At 63.0% G+C, this 19735-nt stretch carries 17 protein-coding genes; all 17 read left to right on the forward strand.

Annotated features, from left to right (window positions below; translation table 11 throughout):
• Positions 1-9: 9 nt before the first annotated feature.
• The 17 genes from RUH64_RS14425 (at position 10) to RUH64_RS14505 (ending at position 19703) form a co-directional block, all read left to right on the forward strand.
• Entirely contained in the window at positions 10-1620 is a 1611-nt protein-coding gene (locus tag RUH64_RS14425; RefSeq protein WP_313814303.1) for a GMC family oxidoreductase N-terminal domain-containing protein, read from the forward strand.
• A gap of 134 nt (positions 1621-1754) precedes the next feature.
• Positions 1755-2942, forward strand: coding sequence for an amidohydrolase (locus RUH64_RS14430; RefSeq protein ID WP_396276050.1), 1188 nt, complete (start codon positions 1755-1757; stop codon positions 2940-2942).
• A gap of 285 nt (positions 2943-3227) precedes the next feature.
• The gene (locus RUH64_RS14435) at positions 3228-4319 is read left to right on the forward strand and encodes a BMP family ABC transporter substrate-binding protein (RefSeq protein ID WP_313814305.1); all 1092 of its coding nucleotides are present in this window, start codon (positions 3228-3230) and stop codon (positions 4317-4319) included.
• Between the two features lie 135 nt (positions 4320-4454).
• Entirely contained in the window at positions 4455-6068 is a 1614-nt protein-coding gene (locus RUH64_RS14440) for an ABC transporter ATP-binding protein (RefSeq protein ID WP_313814306.1), read from the forward strand.
• Positions 6065-7273 (forward strand): ABC transporter permease, encoded by a 1209-nt coding sequence (locus RUH64_RS14445; protein WP_313814307.1) that lies wholly within the window; start codon positions 6065-6067, stop codon positions 7271-7273. Before RUH64_RS14440 ends, RUH64_RS14445 begins: the two co-directional genes overlap by 4 nt.
• 98 nt (positions 7274-7371) lie before the next feature.
• Positions 7372-8538 carry an ABC transporter permease gene (locus RUH64_RS14450; protein WP_313814360.1) on the forward strand — a complete coding sequence of 389 codons (1167 nt, stop codon included), beginning with the start codon at positions 7372-7374 and terminating at the stop codon, positions 8536-8538.
• An 11-nt stretch (positions 8539-8549) separates the two neighbouring features.
• A complete protein-coding gene (locus tag RUH64_RS14455) occupies positions 8550-8960 on the forward strand; it encodes a cytidine deaminase (RefSeq protein WP_313814309.1) in 411 nt (136 codons plus the stop codon).
• 30 nt (positions 8961-8990) lie between these two features.
• Positions 8991-10304: a thymidine phosphorylase gene (locus tag RUH64_RS14460; RefSeq protein ID WP_313814311.1), complete on the forward strand. Its 1314-nt coding sequence runs from the start codon at positions 8991-8993 to the stop codon at positions 10302-10304.
• Between the two features lie 243 nt (positions 10305-10547).
• The gene (locus RUH64_RS14465; protein ID WP_313814313.1) at positions 10548-11225 is read left to right on the forward strand and encodes a DedA family protein; all 678 of its coding nucleotides are present in this window, start codon (positions 10548-10550) and stop codon (positions 11223-11225) included.
• A 91-nt stretch (positions 11226-11316) separates the two neighbouring features.
• On the forward strand, positions 11317-12504 hold the full coding sequence (locus RUH64_RS14470; protein WP_313814315.1) for an adenosine deaminase: 1188 nt from the start codon (positions 11317-11319) through the stop codon (positions 12502-12504).
• 115 nt (positions 12505-12619) lie between these two features.
• On the forward strand, positions 12620-13393 hold the full coding sequence (gene map / locus RUH64_RS14475) for a type I methionyl aminopeptidase (RefSeq protein WP_313814316.1): 774 nt from the start codon (positions 12620-12622) through the stop codon (positions 13391-13393).
• 38 nt (positions 13394-13431) lie between these two features.
• The gene (locus tag RUH64_RS14480) at positions 13432-14130 is read left to right on the forward strand and encodes a MazG nucleotide pyrophosphohydrolase domain-containing protein (protein WP_313814318.1); all 699 of its coding nucleotides are present in this window, start codon (positions 13432-13434) and stop codon (positions 14128-14130) included.
• Positions 14131-14220: 90 nt separating this feature from the next.
• On the forward strand, positions 14221-15501 hold the full coding sequence (gene eno, locus RUH64_RS14485) for a phosphopyruvate hydratase (RefSeq protein ID WP_313814319.1): 1281 nt from the start codon (positions 14221-14223) through the stop codon (positions 15499-15501).
• 124 nt (positions 15502-15625) lie between these two features.
• Complete coding sequence (locus RUH64_RS14490) at positions 15626-16477, forward strand: septum formation initiator family protein (RefSeq protein WP_313814320.1); 852 nt, start codon at positions 15626-15628, stop codon at positions 16475-16477.
• Positions 16478-16500: 23 nt separating this feature from the next.
• Positions 16501-17202 (forward strand): DUF501 domain-containing protein, encoded by a 702-nt coding sequence (locus RUH64_RS14495; RefSeq protein ID WP_313814321.1) that lies wholly within the window; start codon positions 16501-16503, stop codon positions 17200-17202.
• Positions 17202-18143, forward strand: a complete 942-nt coding sequence (locus RUH64_RS14500) for a Ppx/GppA phosphatase family protein (protein WP_313814323.1) — start codon at positions 17202-17204, stop codon at positions 18141-18143. The genes RUH64_RS14495 and RUH64_RS14500 overlap by 1 nt, the downstream gene beginning before the upstream one ends.
• Positions 18144-18203: 60 nt before the next feature.
• Entirely contained in the window at positions 18204-19703 is a 1500-nt protein-coding gene (locus RUH64_RS14505; protein WP_313814362.1) for a S8 family serine peptidase, read from the forward strand.
• Positions 19704-19735: the final 32 nt, after the last annotated feature.

Raw genomic sequence — 19735 nt, forward strand, 5'->3', positions numbered from 1 at the left:
GGGAGAAAAATGAGCATTGATAAGAAAGACTTCGACTACATCATTGTTGGCGGCGGCTCCGCAGGCGCCGCGGTAGCATCGCGATTGAGTGAAGATCCCACCGTTACCGTTGCACTGGTTGAGGCAGGTCCCGACGACCGCGGCTACGACGAGGTGCTGCAGCTCGACCGTTGGATGGAGCTGCTTGAATCGGGCCTCGACTGGGACTACCCGATCGAGCCGCAGGAAAACGGCAACTCCTTCATGCGCCACGCCCGCGCCAAGGTCATGGGCGGCTGCTCCAGCCACAACTCATGCATCGCCTTCTGGGCACCACGCGAGGACATCGACGAGTGGGAGTCGAAGTTCGGCGCCACCGGCTGGAACTCCGAGATGGCCTACCGCCTGTACAAGAAGCTGGAAACCAACGAGGACGCCGGACCGGATGCACCGCACCACGGCGACTCGGGCCCGGTCAAGCTGATGAACGTGCCGCCGGTCGACCCCTGCGGCGTGGCAATCCTGGACGCCGCCGAGCAGGCGGGCATCCCGCGCGCCAAGTTCAACAACAATGAGACCGTCATCAACGGCGCGAACTTCTTCCAGATCAACCGCCTTCCGGACGGCACCCGTTCCTCCTCCTCGGTCTCCTACATCCACCCGATCGAGGGCCGCGAGAACTTCTTCCTGCTCACCGGCCTGCAGGCGCGCAAGCTGAACTTCGATGCAGACAAGCGCTGCACCGGCGTGGATGTGGTGGACGGCGCCTTCGGCCGCACCGTCACCCTGAACGCCGCCAACGAGGTCATCGTCTCCGCCGGTGCCATCGACTCGCCGAAGCTGCTGATGCTCTCCGGCATCGGCCCGGCTGAACACCTCAAGGAGGTCGGCGTCGAGGTGCTCGTCGACTCTCCAGGCGTGGGCGAACACCTGCAGGACCACCCGGAAGGCGTGATCCAGTGGGAGGCCAAGAAGCCAATGGTCGAGTCCTCCACCCAGTGGTGGGAGATCGGCATCTTCACCCCGACCCAACAGGGCCTTGACCGTCCGGACCTGATGATGCACTACGGTTCGGTGCCGTTCGACATGCACACCCTGCGCCAGGGCTACCCAACCAGCGAGAACACCTTCTGCCTGACTCCGAACGTCACCCACGCAAAGTCGCGCGGCACCGTGCGCCTGCGCAGCTGCGACTTCCGTGACAAGCCGAAGGTCGACCCCCGCTACTTCACCGATCCAGAGGGCCACGACGCCCGCGTCATGACCTACGGCATCCGCAAGGCCCGTGAGATCGTCGCCCAGTCGCCGATGACCGACTGGGCCGGCGTCGAGCAGTTCCCGGGCCAGGATGTGCAAAGCGACGAAGAGATCTTCGACTACCTGCGCCGCACCCACAACACCGTCTACCACCCAGCCGGTTCGGTTCGCATGGGCGCCGAGGACGACGTGATGAGCCCGCTGGATCCGCAGCTGCGCGTCAAGGGTGTGACAGGTCTGCGCGTCGCCGACGCATCGGTGATGCCGGAGCTGGTGACCGTGAACCCGAACATCACGGTGATGATGATCGGTGAGCGCTGCGCCGAACTGGTTCAGGAAAATCCTGCACCTGCCCGCACGGCAGAGCTGGTCAGCGAAGCCTAATACACCACGCCGGGGCACCGCCACTATTGGCGGTACCCCGGCGCTGTGTTGCGTATTTGACACCTACATTACGGATAAACTGTCTTCCCTAGGCTCAAGGCGCGTATCGTCGAAAGGTGTCTTCAGTGAGTGAAATCGGCAGTTTGGGATCCGTGGACGTATGGACCACGTCATTGTTGCCTGCGTTGATTAATTTCCGCCGGGAACTGCATCGCAACCCAGAGCTGTCCTTCGCCGAGTATCAGACCACCGAGCGCATCCTTGAAGCCCTTCGCGCAGGAGGGCTCGAACCGGTCAAAATGCAAGACACCGGGGCCTATGTCGACATTGGCGAGGGCCCGATCCGCCTTGGCCTGCGCGCAGACATCGACGCACTTCCGGTGCTTGAAGAAACCGACCTGGACTACAGCTCCAGCATCGAAGGGGTCGCGCACGCCTGCGGCCATGACATCCACACCACCGTCATGCTCGGTGTAGCCCTGGCCCTGGCGAAGATCCGCGACGCCGGAGAACTGCATGGAAAGATCCGCGTGATCTTCCAGCCGGCCGAGGAAAAGCTTCCCGGGGGAGCGCTCTCGGTCATCGAGCAGGGGCTGCTGGAGGAAGTTCCTCGAGTACTGGCGCTGCACTGCGATCCACGCATCGACGCCGGGAAGATCGGCACCCGCATCGGCGCCATCACCTCCGCCAGCGACACCATTCGCATTGAGGTCAACGGCCGCGGCGGGCACACCTCGCGCCCGCATCTGACCGAAGACATCGTCTTTGCGATGAGCCAGATCGCCACCCAGGTTCCTGCGGTGCTGGGCCGCAAGGTCGACGTCCGTTCAGCGGTTTCCGTGGTGTGGGGACAGATCCACGCGGGCAGTGCCCCGAACGCGATTCCAGCCACCGGCTACCTTGCGGGCACCATGCGCTGCCTTGACGGCGATATCTGGTACGAAGCAGGAGAACTGCTCGACGCCGCGGTGCGCCAGATCGCCGCACCCTACGGCGTAGAAATTAAACTGCAGCACACCCGCGGCGTGCCACCGGTGGTCAATGCACCGGATGAAACGGCGCTGATTGAATCGGCGGCCCGCCGCGAATTCGGCAGCGACGCGATCGAGCTGACCCCGCAGTCGATGGGCGGCGAGGACTTCGCATGGATGACCCAGAAGGTCCCCGGGGCGATGCTGCGTCTGGGCACCCGTACACCCGGAGGCAAGACCTTCGACCTGCACCGCGGCGACTACATCCCGGATGAGCGCTGCATCGAAGTAGGCGTGCGAATCATGTGCGCCGCAGCGGTCCAGGCAATCGCCGAAGTCGACGCCGATTAGGGCAAACGCATAAAAACAGCAAAAATTTTTGCTGTGGGCAATTGAGTTAAACAATTGGCTCATTGACTTGGGTTTTGACGTTAAGCGCTTGCCGTTTCGAGTCTGAATATCGCCCAAAATGTAATGATTGCCGTCTTTACCTCTGACGTATCTCGGATAGGCTATGGAGACGATGGGAACGTTTGCACATTGCTGTGCAATCGGAGGGCTTGGGTAATGGTGCCCTACGTGAGATGAAAGACCTCACGACTCCCGGTTATCTCGCATAACTTACTGGAGGAAAAGATGCGCTTCGTATCGCGCAAGACCGGTTTGGCCGCGGCCATGATCGGCATCTCGGCTTTGACTTTGAGCGCCTGTGGCGCCGCACCGGAGGAATCGGCAGCTAACTCCGAGAATTCCGACTACATCGGCTGCATCGTTTCCGACTCGGGCGGATTCGATGACCAGTCCTTCAACGAATCCTCCTACCGCGGTCTGCAGAACGCGAAGAAGGATCTGGGCATTCAGACCCGCGAAGCGGAGTCCAAGGAAGTTTCCGATTTCGAGCCTAACCTGCAGGGCATGATGAGCGCAGGCTGCAACCTGACCGTCACCGTGGGCTTCCTGCTGGCTGACGCCACCGAGAAGACCGCGAATGCGAACCCTGACAAGCACTTCGCCATCGTCGACAACCAGTACAAAGAGCCAATCAAGAACGTCAAGCCGATCATCTACGATACGGCTCAGGCTGCCTACCTGGCTGGCTACGTAGCGGCGGCCACCTCCAAGACCGGCACCGTCGCCACCTTCGGCGGCATCAAGATTCCTACCGTCACCATCTTCATGGACGGCTTCGCCGACGGCGTTGCCAAGTACAACGAAGACAAGGGCAAGAACGTCAAGCTGCTCGGCTGGGACAAGGACAAGCAGGACGGCACCTTCACCGGCGACTTCGAGAAGCAGGACAAGGGCAAGCAGGTCACCAAGAACTTCCTGTCCGCCGGGGCAGACGTGGTCATGCCTGTTGCAGGTCCGGTGGGCAAGGGTGCAGGCGCAGCCATCAAGGAAGCCAACAAGGCAGGCTCCGACGCCATGCTGGTATGGGTTGACTCCGACGGCTACCTGACCGCTCCCGACTACAAGGACATCATGCTGACCTCGGTCATCAAGACCATGGACCAGGCAGTTGAAGACGTGATCACGGCAGATACCAAGGGTGAGTTCAGCGCCGATCCATACATCGGCACCCTGGAGAACACCGGCGTCGACATCGCACCGTACCACGACTTCGATTCCAAGGTTTCAGACGAGACTAAGCAGGAAGTTGAGGCACTGAAGCAGGCCATCATCTCCGGCGATCTGAAGGTTGAATCGCCTGCCAGCCCTAAGAAGTAGCTAAGGCACGCACATCATGGAGCGCGCTACCGCCACCACCACTGCTGGTGAGACGGTAGCGCGCTCTATGAATGCCTACGGGCCAACCTAGTTTTTGACTTCTTTGATACAACGAACAATGAAGATGGTGGAATCGTGAAACTCGAACTACGAGGAATCTCGAAAGCCTTCGGTTCCTTCTACGCGAACAAGAACATCGACCTCACGGTTGAAGATGCTCAGATCCATTGCCTTTTGGGTGAAAACGGCGCGGGAAAGTCCACGTTGATGAACGTGCTCTACGGGCTGTATCAGCCGACCGAGGGCCAAATCCTGGTCGATGACAAGCCGGTGGAATTTTCCGGCCCAGGCGATGCAATGGCCGCCGGAATCGGCATGGTGCACCAGCACTTCATGCTCATCCCGGTCTTCACCGTCGCCGAGAATATCGCCCTGGGCGCCGAGGCAACCAAGCCTGGCGGCGTGCTGGACCTGGCGGTGACCCGCAAGAAGATCCGTGAAATCTCCGACCGCTACAACTTCGACGTCGACCCGGATGCGATCGTCGAAGACCTGCCGGTTGGCGTGCAGCAGCGCGTGGAAATCATCAAGGCCCTGGTGCGCGACGCGCGGGTGCTGATCCTCGACGAACCCACCGCGGTGCTGACCCCGCAGGAAACCGACGAGCTGCTGGACATCATGCGCCAGCTGCGCGACAACGGCACCTCCATCGTCTTCATCTCCCACAAGCTGCGCGAGGTGCGCGCGGTATCCGACGTCATCACGGTCATCCGCCGCGGCGAAGTCATCGATTCTGTATCCCCGGAATCTTCCACCACCGAACTGGCAAACCTCATGGTCGGCCGCGCGGTGCAGCTGAACCTGAACAAGGAAGCGGCCACCCCGGGCGAGGTGGCCTTGCAGGTCAAGGACCTGAGCGTGGTCAACCCCGCGGGATCCACCACCCTGGATGCGGTCTCCTTCGAGATCCGCCAGGGCGAAATCCTTGCGGTGGCTGGCGTGCAGGGCAACGGCCAGACCGAACTGACCGAGGCGATCCTCGGCACCCAGCCGGTGACCGCCGGATCCATCCTGCTTGAAGGCAAGGAACTGGTCGGCAAGTCGGTCAAGCAGGTGCTGCGTTCCGGCGTCGGATTCGTCCCCGAGGACCGCTCGGTGGACGGCCTGGTCACCCAGTTCTCCATCGAAGAGAACCTGATCCTCGACCTGTACGACCGTGCGCCGTACGGCAAGGGCATCTCGATGAACCTGGGCGCGATGAAGAAGAACGCCACGGCGCAGATCCAGGAGTTCGACGTCCGCACTGACAACCAGCTGAACCCCGCCTCAAGCCTTTCGGGCGGCAACCAGCAGAAGGTAGTCATGGCCCGCGAACTCTCCCGGGACCTGAAGCTGTTCATCGCCTCGCAGCCTACCCGCGGCGTGGATGTCGGTTCCATCGAGTTCCTGCACCGCCGCATCGTGGCAGAACGAGACAAGGGCACCCCGGTCATGATCGTCTCCACCGAACTCGACGAGGTCATGGAGCTGGCGGACCGCATCGCCGTGCTCTACAAGGGCAGGGTCAACGGCATCGTTCCTGGCAACACCTCCCGCGAGGTGCTCGGCCTGATGATGGCCGGCGTCAGCGCCGAGGAGGCCTTCAGTCAGGCCGAATTCGCCAAGTCTGACAATGAGCCGGTGGAAGCAAAACCAGTGCCGGTTGACCATGATGCGCGCAGCGATACCCAGGAAGGAGAGGGACAGTGAGCGAAACGACAACGCCTGCAAAGACCGATACCGATAACTCAGGCAACGACCTGTTCCGCAAGATCACCCAGGGGCCGGCGATGGTCTCCGTGCTCGGCGTTTTCGTCGCACTGGTCATCGGCGGACTGCTCATCGCCCTGACCGACGAACAGGTAGCGGAAACCGCCGGCTACTTCTTTGCCCGCCCCGCAGACTTCTTCAAGGCAGTCTGGAGCGCTGGCACCGAAAGCTACGTGGCGCTGTTCAACGGTTCGATCTACAGCCCAACTCAGGGCTTCAAGCCGTTCCTTGAAACCCTGGCGGTGTCCACGCCGTTGATCTGCGCCGGTTTGGGCGTCGCTCTGTCCTTCCGTGCGGGCCTGTTCAACATCGGCGCCCAGGGGCAGATCATCATCGGCGCCACCATGGCGGCCTACGTGGGCTTCGCCTGGCACCTGCCATTCGGCCTGCACCTGCTGCTGGTCATCGTCTTCGGCCTGATCGGCGGCGCCCTGTGGGGCGGTCTGGTCGGCCTGCTCAAGGCGAAGACGGGCGCCCACGAGGTGATCCTGACGATCATGTTCAACTACGTGGCCCTGTATCTGCTGGACTACCTGATGAACACCCCTGCCTTCCGCCGTCCGGGCGAGACCAACCCGATCTCGCCGATCCTGGACGACAGCGCGCTGTTCCCCTCCCTGCCAGGCTCCCGCCTGCACCTGGGCTTCGTGATGGCGATCCTGCTGACCCTGGCCGTGTCGTGGATGCTCAAGCGCTCCACCATCGGCTTTGAATTCCGCGCCGTGGGCCACAACCCGGCGGCTGCAAAAACCGCCGGCGTGAACGTCGCCCGCACCACCATCTTGGCCATGGCGCTGGCAGGCGCCCTGGCGGGCGCCGCAGGCGTGGCACAGGTGGCGGGCACCGAAAAGGTCCTGACCAGCGGCGTGGCAGGCTCGATCGGCTTCGACGCGATCACCGTGGCGCTGCTGGGCCGCTCCACCCCGTGGGGCACCTTCTTCGCCGGCCTGCTCTTCGGCGCATTCAAGGCCGGCGCGGTGAACATGCAGATCACCACCGGCACCCCGATCGACATCGTGTTGGTGGTGCAGTCCCTGATCGTGCTGTTCATCGCCGCTCCGCCGCTGGTCAAGTCGATCTTCGGCTTGAACCGCAAGAAGAAGAGCCCTAAGAAGCTGGAACCAGTGAAGGCAGGTGCCAAGTGACTACCACCTTGCAGCCGGCAATAACCGTATTGCCCAGTAAGAAGACCCCGGTCATCCTCACGGTGATCGCAGTCATCGTCTTCCTGTTCTTCGGCCTGATGGGCAACGGCGAAGTGGCGCACTTCCAGCTCGGCAGCGCCGGCGACGCCTTCGCGATTCCAGACCTCGCCTTCCCCGGCAAGCTGAGCAACATCATCATCGGCGTGCTGCTGCTGGGCATTGCCGCCTACGCCTGGTGGCTGCGCAGTAAGTCCGAGCAGGTGGCCATCTGGCTCATCTCGGTGGCCGCGGCGCTGTTCGTGCTCTCGTTCCTGATCTGGGTGGTCTCCGGCGCAAACATCACCACCATTTCGCTCTCCAGCCTGCTGGCGGGTGCCGTGGTGCTAGCGGTGCCGCTGGTCTTCGGCTCCCTGTCGGGTGTGCTCTGTGAACGTGCAGGCGTGGTCAACATCGCCATCGAAGGACAGCTGCTGGGCGGCGCGTTCACCGCGGCGCTGGTCTCCTCAATGACCAAGAATGCCTTCCTCGGCCTGATCGCCGCGGGCATTGCCGGCGCACTGGTTTCGCTGGTGCTCGCGCTGTTCTCCATCAAGTACCTGGTCAACCAGATCATCGTCGGCGTGGTGCTGAACGTGCTGGTCTCCGGCATCACCGGCTTCCTGTTCACCACGGTGATGCAGGAGGACCCGGAGCTGTACAACTCGCCGGTGCACCTGCCGGTCATCGACATTCCGGTGCTTTCATCGATCCCTGTGATCGGCCCGATCCTGTTCCGCCAGTCGGTCATCGGCTACCTGATGTACATCGCCGTGTTCGTCGTCTGGTTCGGCCTGTTCAAGACCAAATGGGGCCTGCGCGTGCGTGCCGTGGGCGAGCACCCGAAGGCGGCAGACACCCTGGGCATCAAGGTCAACCGCACCCGTTTCTGGAATGTCACCCTGGGCGGCATCGTCGCGGGCATCGGCGGCTCCTTCTTCACCCTGGTGGCCATCGACTCCTTCACCAAGGAAATCTCCGGCGGCCGCGGTTTCATCGCCCTGGCGGCGGTGATCTTTGGACGCTGGAACCCGATCGGCGCCTTCCTTGCAGCGCTGCTCTTCGGCTTCGCCGACAACCTGCAGGTGATCCTCACGATCATCGGCACCCCGGTGCCGAGCCAGTTCATGGCCATGATGCCGTACCTGGTGACGATCTTCGCCGTGTCCGGACTGGTGGGCCGTTCCCGCGGTCCGGCGGCGGCCGGCGAACCCTATGTGAAGGAATAACCGGAGCACCCATGGAAAACAACACCGCGCCGTGGTCGCAGCTTGAAGCTGCGGCCGCGGCCGCGCTGTCCAAGGCCTACGCACCCTACTCGAACTTCCGTGTGGGGGCTGCCGCCCTGACCAGCGACGGCCGCATGATCTCAGGATGCAACATTGAAAACGCCGCCTACGGCGTCACCCTGTGCGCCGAATGCGCCATGGTCGGCGAGCTCTTCGCCACCGGCGGCGGTACCCTTGACTACTTTGTGTGCTTCGGCCAGCTGGGCACCGGCCCGCTGGAACTGATCACTCCCTGCGGGCGCTGCCGCCAGCTGCTCTTCGAGCACCGCGGCAGGGACCTGAGGATCAAAACCGCCAACGGCGTCGTCGGCATGGACCACCTGCTGCCCGACGCCTTCGGCCCGGACAACATCACCGCATAACACCCGCTCTCAAGAACTGGAGGCCGCACCATGGCTGCCGAAAAATTCAGTGCCGTTGAAGTCATCCGCACCAAGCGCGACGGCGGTGAACTGAGCGCCGCGATGATCGACTGGACCATCGACGCCTACACCCGCGGCGTCATCGCCGAAGAACAGATGTCCGCGCTGAACATGGCGATCTTCTTCCAGGGCATGAACCGCACGGAGATCTCGCACTGGACCGCCGCCATGATCAACTCCGGCGAACGCATGGACTTCTCCACGCTGGCGGATCCCGCGGGCAGGATCCTGTCCACCTCCGACAAACACTCCACCGGCGGCGTGGGGGATAAGATCACCCTGCCGCTGGCACCACTGGTGGCAAGCTTCGGGGTGGCCGTTCCACAGCTTTCGGGCCGCGGCCTGGGCCACACCGGCGGCACCCTGGACAAGCTGGAAGCCATCCCCGGATGGCGGGCCGAGCTGTCCAACGAAGAGCTGTTCTCCCAGCTCTCCACCGTCGGTGCCGTCATCTGCGCCGCCGGGACCGGGCTGGCCCCGGCGGACAAGAAGCTCTACGCCCTGCGCGACGTCACCTCCACCGTCGAATCAATCCCGCTGATCGCCTCATCGATCATGAGCAAAAAGATCGCCGAAGGCACCGGAACCCTGGTGCTCGACGTCAAGGTCGGCTCCGGCGCGTTCATGAAGGATGAAGCCAACGCCCGCGAACTGGCCGAAACCATGGTGAACCTCGGCACCGACGCAGGGGTGAACACCGTCGCCCTGCTGACGAATATGGACACCCCGCTGGGCCTGACCGCCGGCAACGCGATCGAGGTGGAGGAATCTGTTCAGGTGCTTGCCGGCGGCGGACCGGAAGACGTGGTCGAACTGACCGTGGCGCTGGCCGCCGAGATGCTGGCGGGAGCCGGGATCAAGGACGTGGACGTGCGCGCCGCGTTGAACGACGGTCGGGCCATGGACAAATGGCGGGCAATGATCAGCGCCCAGGGCGGCGACCCGGATGCAAAGCTGCCGGTGGCCAAGGAATCACACACGGTGCTGGCGCCTGCCGAAGGCGTGCTGCTCAAGCTCGACGCCATGGACATCGGCCTGGCCGCGTGGACGCTGGGCGCAGGACGAGCCCGAAAGGAAGATTCGGTGCAGGCAGGGGCCGGGGTGCGCCTGCACGTCAAGCCTGGCGCCCTGGTACGCCGCGGCGAACCGATCGCCACCCTGCTGACCGACACCCCGGAAAAGCTGGAGCGCGCCATTGAACTGGTGCAGCGCGCCGTCATGATCGGCTCCGAGGCCGACCGTCCCGACATGCGGCTGATCCTCGACCGCATCTGTGCAAACTAGCACCACCCTTGAAGCACCCGCCCGCGGGTGCTTCAACTTTTAACCCCTGCTTCCCAATTTTTCCCTCAACATCCCGGGAACTTGTTGCATGGTGCTGAACGTTGTGTAGGTAAGCTCCACCCACGGTCTTGCATCCACTGTGATAACAATCGGCCAGAAGTTTGATGCGCACCTGAGGGTGCTTGAGCGAAAATAGAAGAGTGCGCGGCACAACGCTCGCACTGGGGGAAAGAGTATTTACACATGATGGAACTGGTCAACGAGGCAATTGGCCAGGCAGCAAGTGCCTGGTGGGTATTGCCCCTGCTTTTCCTTTTTTGCATGCTCGACGCAGTCTTTCCCATCGTTCCCAGTGAATCATTCCTCGTATCCCTCGCTTCCGTGGGCATCCATACGGGCACTCCCAACCTGCTGTTGATCGGCATCTTGGGCGCAGCAGGTGCCATCATCGGCGACCAAATCACCTTCTTCATCGGCCGCAAACTCGGCTCCCGCGGTTTCAAATGGATGAACAATCCCCGGGCGCACAAGGTGCTCAGCTATGCAGAGAAAAAGCTTGAAACCTCCGGCGCACTGCTGATCTTCACCGCACGCTATATCCCGATCGGCCGCGTGGCAGTGAACCTGACGGCCGGAGCCACCGGATTCAGCCACCGCCGCTTCGCATTCTTCGACACCATCGGCGTCGTCACCTGGGCCGCCTATTCGGTGGGCATCGGTGCCCTCGCCGGCAACTGGATGCACGACAACAAGATCCTGGGCATTGCCGTGTCCATCGTGGTCGCCCTGGTCCTCGGATTTGTCATCGACCGGATCGTGAACTGGCTGCTCGGGCGCTACCACAAGCACGAAGAACAGCACGCCACCGCGCAGCAGGAGAAGGTGCTGGAAACCGTGCCGCCGACCGTTGACGAGCGTTAACTTCACCGTTTGATCAGCGTCACATCCCGGCCGGCAGAACTTTACCCGTCAGAACTGTCAGTTGGCGCATTTTGCGACTAGGCTCAGTGGTGTGACTGAAGAACTGATTCAAACCGCCTACGATCCCGAATTCGATTTCCGGGATCTGCCGAAAGTTTCACTGCACGACCACCTCGACGGTGGTCTGCGTCCAGAGACCATCATCGAACTCGCCGCCGAAATCGGCCACGAGTTGCCAACTACTGACGCCGAAGCTTTGGGCGACTGGTTCCGCGAATCAGCAGACTCGGGATCCCTTCCACGCTACCTGCAGACCTTCGAGCACACCCTTGCGGTGATGCAGACCCGCGAGGCGCTGATCCGCGTGGCCCGCGAGTTCGTCGAAGACCTGGCAGACGACGGCGTGATCTACGGCGAGGTCCGCTACGCTCCGGAACAGCACCTGCGCAATGGGCTGAGCCTAGACGACGTGGTCGACGCCATTCAGGAGGGCCTGGACCAGGGCTGTGAAGAACTGAACAACGAGGGCCACCCCATGCAGGTAGGTCAGATCCTGACCGCCATGCGCCACGCGGACAACGGCTTGGAAATCGCCAAGCTCGCCCTGCGCCACCGCGGCCGCGGGGTCGTGGGCTTTGACATCGCCGGTGCCGAAGAGGGCTTCCCCCCGTCGCGGATGAAGGACGCCTTCGACCTGCTGGCCGATAACCTCTTCCCAACCACCGTCCACGCGGGTGAGGCAGCCGGGCTGGACTCCATCAAGGAGGCCATCCTGGTGGGCCGCGCCCAGCGCCTGGGCCACGGCGTGCGCGTTGCCGAGGACATCGAGATCGAGTTCGGCGGCGTTGACGACGACGGCGAAGAGGTCGGCGAGGATACCGGGCTGGTGTCCCTGGGGCCGGTGGCAAACTGGGTCCGCGAACGCGGCATCCCGCTGGAAATCTGCCCGTCCTCCAACCTGCAGACCGGCGCCACCGCTGAATTCGGCGAGGGCATCGAATCGCACCCGATCGACCTGCTGGTGCAGACCGGCTTCAACGTGACGATCTCCCCGGACAACCGGTTGATGTCAGGCACGACCCTGTCCGACGAGTACGAGCTTCTGGTCGAGGCCTTCGACTACGACCTGGAAGACCTGCTGGATCTGACCCTGAACGCCGCCGAGGCGGCCTTTGTGCCGCTGGAGATGCGCGAACTGCTGGTCGAGTACATCAACGACTACTACGACCACCTGCTCGATGATGACGACGAGATCGACGAAGACTACGACGAAAGCTAAGTCATAGCAGTTATTGAACGAACGCCCACAGGCCATCCTGTGGGCGTTCGTGTCGCGTCGGGACACGTCATGTTGTAGTTTGACGGTAGCACCCGGCCAGCAACAAGGAGAGAGCATGATCGAAATCCTCAGCCCCGCCGAACTGAGCAAGGCGCAGTCCGCCGGCGCACTGGTGGGAAATATCCTCGCCACCCTCAAAGCCGAATGCACCGTGGGAACCAACCTGCTGCAGATCGATGCCCGGACCAAAGCGATGATCGAAGAGGCCGGGGCGGTCTCCTGCTACGTCGACTACGCACCGGCCTTCGGCCGCGGCCCCTTTGGCCACTACATCTGCACGGCGGTGAACGACGCGGTGCTCCACGGGAAACCGCACAGCTACAAGCTGAAGAACGGGGACCTGCTGACCCTCGACCTGGCGGTGACGCTCAACGGCATCTCAGCCGACGCCGCCATCAGCTTCATCGTCGGAGACAAACAGGATCCGGGCGACCTGAAGATGATCGGCACCACCGAACAGGCGCTGGCGGCGGGCATTGAAGCGGCGCAGCCCGGGGCCCGCATCGGAGACATTTCCCACGCCATCGGCGCCGTCCTGTCCGGTGCCGGATACCGGATCAACCTTGAATACGGCGGCCACGGCATCGGTACGACCATGCACCAGGACCCGCACGTGGCCAACAACGGGACCCCGGGACGCGGCTATATCCTGCAGCCGGGGCTGCTGCTGGCCATTGAACCGTGGGTCATGGCGGACACGAACCGGTTGAAGATCGACGCCGATGGGTGGACGCTGCGCAGCGTCACCGGGGCGCGCACGGCGCACACCGAGCACACCATCGCCATCACCGAGAACGGACCGCAGATCCTCACCCTCCCGACGCACTAGGTCCGCGCGGGCGTCGGAGGCGGCGATAGCATGATGTCATGTCAAGCAACCAAAGCCCCATGGATGAACTGATCCTTACGGTGCAAACCCTCAGAGAACGCTGCGCATGGACCGGGGCGCTGACCCATGAAAGCCTGCGCACCTACCTGATCGAAGAAAGCTATGAGGTGCTCGACGCTATCGGTGCGCAGGATGCGGCGCTGCTGAAGGAGGAGCTGGGGGACCTGCTGTTCCAGATCCTGCTGCATTCGCTGATCGAGCAGGAGGCCGGCGCCTTCACACTGCAGGATGTGGCCGCCACGCTGAATGCCAAACTGCTGCGCCGCAATCAACATGTCTTCGACGAACAAGGACATATTCGGGGCAATATCACCAAGGACGTCGAGCAGATCATCCGCGTGTGGGACGCGGCCAAGCAGGCCGAACGGGCGCAGGGGCAGTCGCCGCGCAAGAATGCAGGTCTGCCGGCCGGGCTGCCCTCGTTGACGCTCGCCCAGAAGCTGCTCGATCGCCATGCCCGCGCCGATTCTCCGGCGGTCAGCGGGCACCGGCCCAGCGCCCGGATGCACGCCCAGGTGCAGGACGAGAAGCAGCTGGCGGCCGAATTGATGGCGCTCACCGCGCGGGCCCAGGAGCTGGGATTGGACGCCGAATCGGTGCTGCGTGATCAGATCCAGCGAACCTACGGCGCCACCGAGGACGAAACATCATCGTCGGAATCGTCCACTAAGCGCTAGGCTAGAGACAGGCGAAGGCGCCGACGGTCACTCAGCGACCGCTGGCTGGCCAGCCCTTAGACCACCCCTTTCTACAAGGAGTCCATACTCATGGCATTGATTGACGCCATTCACGCGCGCGAAATCCTTGATTCCCGCGGCAATCCGACCGTTGAGGTCGAGGTACTGCTCACCGATGGTTCGCACGGACGTGCCGCCGTTCCTTCGGGCGCATCCACCGGCCAGTTCGAGGCAGTAGAGCGCCGCGACGGCGACAAGGACCGCTACCTGGGCAAGGGTGTGCTGGGCGCTGTCGAGTCCGTCATCGAGGAAATCGCTGAAGAGCTCGAAGGCCTTGACGCCACCGATCAGCGCGCCATCGACCAGGCCATGCTTGACCTGGACGGCACCAGCAACAAGTCCAAGCTGGGCGCCAATGCCATCTTGGGCGTCTCCCTGGCAGTTGCCAACGCGGCAGCCGTCAGCGCAAACCTGCCGCTGTTCAAGTACCTGGGCGGCCCGAACGGCCACGTCCTGCCGGTGCCGCTGATGAACATCCTCAACGGCGGCTCGCACGCCGACTCGGATGTCGACATCCAGGAATTCATGATCGCTCCGCTGGGTGCAGAGTCCTTCTCCGAGGGCCTGCGCTGGGGCGTCGAGGTCTACCACAACCTCAAGAACGTGCTGAAGGAAAAGGGCCTGTCCACCGGCCTGGGCGACGAGGGCGGCTTCGCCCCGAACCTGCCGAGCAACCGTGCGGCACTGGAACTGATCACCGAAGCAATCCAGCGCGCCGGCTACACCCCGGGTGCAGAGATCGCACTGGCTCTGGATGTTGCCTCCTCCGAGTTCTTCGAGAACGGCGCCTACCAGTTCGAGGGCGAAGGCCGCTCGGCACAGTGGATGAGCGACTACTACGGCCAGCTCGTCGCCGACTTCCCGCTGGTGTCCATCGAGGACCCGCTGGATGAAAACGACTGGGATGGCTGGAAGACCCTGACCGACGCCATCGGCGACAAGGTGCAGCTGGTGGGCGACGACCTGTTCGTCACCAACCCGCAGCGCCTAGCAGAGGGCATCGAAAAGGGCACCGCCAACTCGCTGCTGGTGAAGGTCAACCAGATCGGCACCCTGACCGAGACCCTGGACGCCATCACCCTGGCTCAGCGCGCCGGCTACACCACGATCACCTCGCACCGTTCGGGTGAAACCGAAGACGTGACCATCGCAGATATCTGCGTGGCTACCAACGCGGGTCAGATTAAGACCGGTGCACCGGCTCGCTCCGAGCGCGTGGCTAAGTACAACCAGCTGCTGCGCATCGAAGAAGACCTGGGTGCCTCGGCTGTTTACGCTGGCAAGAGCGCTTTCCCGCGTTTCAACAGCTAATTTCCAGCAATAGCGATTAAGCTCGTCGGTAGTGGATACCGACGGGCTTTTCGTTATTTAATGGAGTTATCGCGGTGCATCCGCGACACCACGTACGGAAGAACACCATGGGGAATGGGGGAATATGGCTCAGCGACCACCGCGCATGCCACGGCGGAACACCCCGAACCCGGGGGAGAATGAGCCACAACAACCCGCAGCCGCACCGCGCGATGCGGCTCCCGCTGCACCGGTAGGCGGCGCCCGTGAGCCGGAGCCGGCCACCGACGCCCTGCACATCGTTCGCGAGCAGGGGCAGCAGCCAAAGCCTGCACGCATTCCGCAGATTCCACGCCCGGCCTCAGCCAAGAAGGCCGCAACCCCGGCAGCAGCACCGCTGGGACGCCGTGCCAAACCCGAAGAGCCAGCGGCCGGTTCGGTGTCGAATGAATCACTTCCCGACAGCGGAGCCAAGAAGCCGCTGCGCGAGCGCGCCAAGCAGAAGCAGAACGAACGCCGCCGCGAGGACCGGGCAAAGTTCTCCATGGCCGTGCGCCGCAAGCCGGGGCAGAAGCCGGAGCCGGCCCAGCCGGTGGATCCGGGCCAGCCCGTGGCGGCGCACCGTTTTTCCGGGCGCATCGCGGCATTGATCGTGGTCTTCGGCTTCTTCGCCGTCATGCTGGTCCCTACGGTGAACTACTACCGCACCCAGATGACAGAGATCAGTGAACTGCGGGCCTCTATTGCCAGCATGGAAGCGCAGCGCGACGACCTGAAGGCTGAGATCGCACGATGGGATGATCCGCTGTATATCAAGCAGCAGGCCCGCGAGCGGATAAACTTAGTGATGCCCGGAGAGAAGCTCTACATGGTCGTCGGCCAGAAGCCGGAAGACCAGGGCGCCGCCGGCGGCAACGGAAGCACCTATGAGGTGCGCCAGGAATTGCCGTGGGTTGATGCACTGATTGACTCGGTCCATCGCTCCGCCACCGACTAATCGACACAGCAAAGAGATACAACGTGACTGAACAGCCCATCCGCGAAGCCCTGGACGCAGCCGGCCGAGTACCCAGCGAACAGGACCTGGATACCCTCAGCCGCCAGCTGAACCGTCCGGTGCGAGACGTGGTGGAAATCGGAGCACGCTGCGTGTGCGGCAACCCGCTGGTAGCAACCACGGCCCCGCGCCTGAGCTCGGGAATCCCGTTCCCGACCACCTACTACCTGACCCACCCGGTCATCACCTCCGCTGTTTCGCGCCTCGAAGCCGCCGGGCTGATGAACGAGATGAACGAACGCCTGGGCGAGGATGCGGAGCTGGCCGCCGCCTACACCGCGGCCCACGAGTCCTACCTGGCAAACCGCGACGCCATCGGCGAGCGTTCGGGCACCGGATCCGTGCCCGAGATCGCAGGAGTTTCCGCCGGCGGCATGCCCACGCGCGTCAAGTGCCTGCACGTGCTGGTGGGCCACTCGTTGGCAGCCGGCGAGGGCGTGAACCCGCTGGGCGACGAAGCCCTGGCAGGCATCGCCCAGTGGTGGACCAAGGAGCAGTGCTACTGCGTCGGCGCCTGGGACATCGAGAGCGCAGTGCCGAGCCAGGACCGCTCGCGCCACGTGAAGACGCAGGAGAAGGCCGAAGATCCGTCGGTCAAGCGCGCAGCGCGCGCCGCCAAGCGGGCCGCCCGTGAAGCCGCCGAACAAGCGGGGGAGGAGAACTAATGCGCGTTGCTGGAATCGACTGCGGCACCAACTCCATCCGCCTGCTCATTGCCGATGTTCACACCGACGAATCGGGCACCACGCTGAGCGACGTGCTGCGCACCATGAAGATCGTGCGCCTGGGGCAGGGTGTCGACGCCACCGGAGCCTTCGCCCCCGAGGCCCTTGAGCGCACCTTCGCCGCGGCCCGCGAGTACAAGGCGCTGTGCGAGGAGCACCAGGTTGAGGCCATCCGCTTTGCCGCCACCTCAGCCGCCCGCGATGCATCGAACCGCGAGCTGTTCATATCCACCATCACCTCCATCCTGGGCGTTGCCCCGGAGATCATTTCCGGGGACGAGGAGGCAAAGCTTTCCTTCTCCGGAGCGGCATCGGTGCTCGATTCACAGCGCGGCCAATCCCTAGTCATCGACCTGGGCGGTGGATCCACCGAATTCGTCGTGGGCGACGCCGGTGGTCCCATCGCCGCGAAGAGCCTGGACATGGGCTGCGTGCGCGTGACCGAACGCTTCCACCTCGAGGGCCTGCGTTCTCCGAAGAGCCTTGAGTTCATCGACGCCACCCTGCACGAACTGGACGGTGCGGTCGATGTTTCGCAGGTCGAGGAAGTCATCCTGGTGGCAGGAACCTTCACCACGCTCACCGCGCAGGCACTGGGCTTGAAGGACTACGACTCGAGCAAGATCCACGGTGCACGGCTGAGCTTTGAGCAGATGCGCCAGGCGACGGCCTCCATGTTGTCCTACTCCCGTGAACAACGACTGGCGTTGGGATTCATGCACCCGGGCCGGGTGGATGTCATCCAGGCAGGTGCCGTGATCGTTGAACGAATTTTGAACTACCTCGAAGTAGCGACCGGAAAGCACAACCTGGTGCTCGTGGCTTCCGAACACGACATCCTCGACGGAATCGCGGCATCTGCCGCACAGCGTTCCCAGTAACACCGTTTGCGTCCCGGTAAGGAGATGAACTTGAACCCACCAGTACGGACTGGATTTTCCATGATGCGCGCAGCGGTGTCGTTTGTGCTCGTCACTTTGCTGGCATTTGTCTTTCTGCTGCCAAGCACCGCCGCCCGCGCCGATGATATGCGCGACGCCGAGTATTGGCTGAAGTCGTTGGGCATCTTCGAGGCTCAAAAGGAGACCAAAGGCGAGGGCGTGAAGGTGGCGATTATCGACACCGGCATCGATACCGGCCACCGCGACCTGAAGGGCGCAGTGGTCGGCGGGGCCGACATGTCAGGCTCCGGCGGGGCCAAGGGCGATCGGCCCATCGGCGTGATGAGCGAACACGGCACGTTGGTGGCCACGCTGCTTGGCGGACGAGGGAACAATCAGCAGGAAATCGACCGGATCAAGTCCGAGAATCAGCGGTTGAAGTCTGCCTGGGAGCAGGAGAAAAAGACCGTTGAGGAAGCCAACAAGGACGTAGAGGACGAGAAGGACAAGAAAGAGGTTCCCGAAGAACCTACCTACCAGGATGTTCCCAAGCTAGGCAAGGGTAAGGACGGTGTGCTGGGCGTTGCCCCCAAGGCAGACCTGCTCTCGGTGTCGCTCTGGATGGGGGAGGGGAACCCTTCCGGAATCTCCGTTGAACAACAGATTCCCCGCGCCGTGAAATGGGCGGTTGACTCCGGTGCCAAGGTCATCAACATGTCCCTGGGCTCTACCAGCCCTGCCTGGCCTGAAAGCTGGGACGAGGCCTTCAAATACGCCGAAGACCATGACGTGGTCATCGTGGCTGCGGCGGGCAACCGCTCCGGCGGCATGAGCCAGGTTGGCGCGCCGGCGACCATTCCAGGTGTGCTGACGGTGGCCGGCGTGGATGAAAACGGCAAGGCCTCACAAGATTCGTCCACCGAAGGCATCTCCATTGGCGTGGCCGCCCCAGCAGAAAAGCTGGTTGGCGGCCTGCCTGGCAACGGCTATGCCCGCTGGTCAGGCACCTCGGGCGCCGCACCGTTGGTGGCAGGTGTCGCAGCGCTGATCCGCTCCAAATACCCTGACATGTCAGCCAACCAGGTCATCAACCGCATCCTGAAGACGGCCAAGGACACCGGTGCGCCGGGGGCGGACAATCTCTACGGATACGGCATCATCGACGCCAACGCGGCGGTCAATGCGCCGGTTCCAGAGGTCGACGAAAACCCGCTGGGAACCATCGCAGAATGGATTCATGTCCATCGCCGCAATGCAGACTCGAGCACAGAATCCACCGATCCAGGCGTCTCGATGGAAAAGTCGGATCTGAAGCAGGTGGCTGCCCCGGAGCCTATTGCCCCCGACACATCGATACCCGCTACGCAGCCGGTGATTGTCATCGGCGGGGCGGTGCTGCTGCTGCTGGTGCTGGTCATCGGCGGTATACAGATCGGCAGGACGGCGCGACGCCAGAAGCTTTCAGCCAGTGCAGCCTCGGCGAAGATCAGTGACCTCAAGGTCGGAGGCTCCAAGCGGGACAGGGATATTTTCGACGATATTCCTGAGGACGACAAATAATCATTTCGGCTGCGCGGCGGGAATCAATCAGA

The organism is Glutamicibacter sp. (assembly GCF_032154645.1).
Classification (GTDB): Bacteria; Actinomycetota; Actinomycetes; order Actinomycetales; family Micrococcaceae; genus Glutamicibacter.

What these genes read in the sequence shown, in the direction of transcription:
- RUH64_RS14425 (WP_313814303.1), top strand. Translation starts at nt 10, where the DNA reads ATGAGCATTGATAAGAAAGACTTCGACTACATCATTGTTGGCGGCGGC.
- RUH64_RS14435 (WP_313814305.1), top strand. Translation starts at nt 3,228, where the DNA reads ATGCGCTTCGTATCGCGCAAGACCGGTTTGGCCGCGGCCATGATCGGC.
- RUH64_RS14450 (WP_313814360.1), top strand. Translation starts at nt 7,372, where the DNA reads ATGGGCAACGGCGAAGTGGCGCACTTCCAGCTCGGCAGCGCCGGCGAC.
- RUH64_RS14455 (WP_313814309.1), top strand. Translation starts at nt 8,550, where the DNA reads ATGGAAAACAACACCGCGCCGTGGTCGCAGCTTGAAGCTGCGGCCGCG.
- RUH64_RS14460 (WP_313814311.1), top strand. Translation starts at nt 8,991, where the DNA reads ATGGCTGCCGAAAAATTCAGTGCCGTTGAAGTCATCCGCACCAAGCGC.
- RUH64_RS14465 (WP_313814313.1), top strand. Translation starts at nt 10,548, where the DNA reads ATGATGGAACTGGTCAACGAGGCAATTGGCCAGGCAGCAAGTGCCTGG.
- map (WP_313814316.1), top strand. Translation starts at nt 12,620, where the DNA reads ATGATCGAAATCCTCAGCCCCGCCGAACTGAGCAAGGCGCAGTCCGCC.
- RUH64_RS14480 (WP_313814318.1), top strand. Translation starts at nt 13,432, where the DNA reads ATGTCAAGCAACCAAAGCCCCATGGATGAACTGATCCTTACGGTGCAA.
- eno (WP_313814319.1), top strand. Translation starts at nt 14,221, where the DNA reads ATGGCATTGATTGACGCCATTCACGCGCGCGAAATCCTTGATTCCCGC.
- RUH64_RS14490 (WP_313814320.1), top strand. Translation starts at nt 15,626, where the DNA reads ATGGCTCAGCGACCACCGCGCATGCCACGGCGGAACACCCCGAACCCG.
- RUH64_RS14500 (WP_313814323.1), top strand. Translation starts at nt 17,202, where the DNA reads ATGCGCGTTGCTGGAATCGACTGCGGCACCAACTCCATCCGCCTGCTC.
- RUH64_RS14505 (WP_313814362.1), top strand. Translation starts at nt 18,204, where the DNA reads ATGATGCGCGCAGCGGTGTCGTTTGTGCTCGTCACTTTGCTGGCATTT.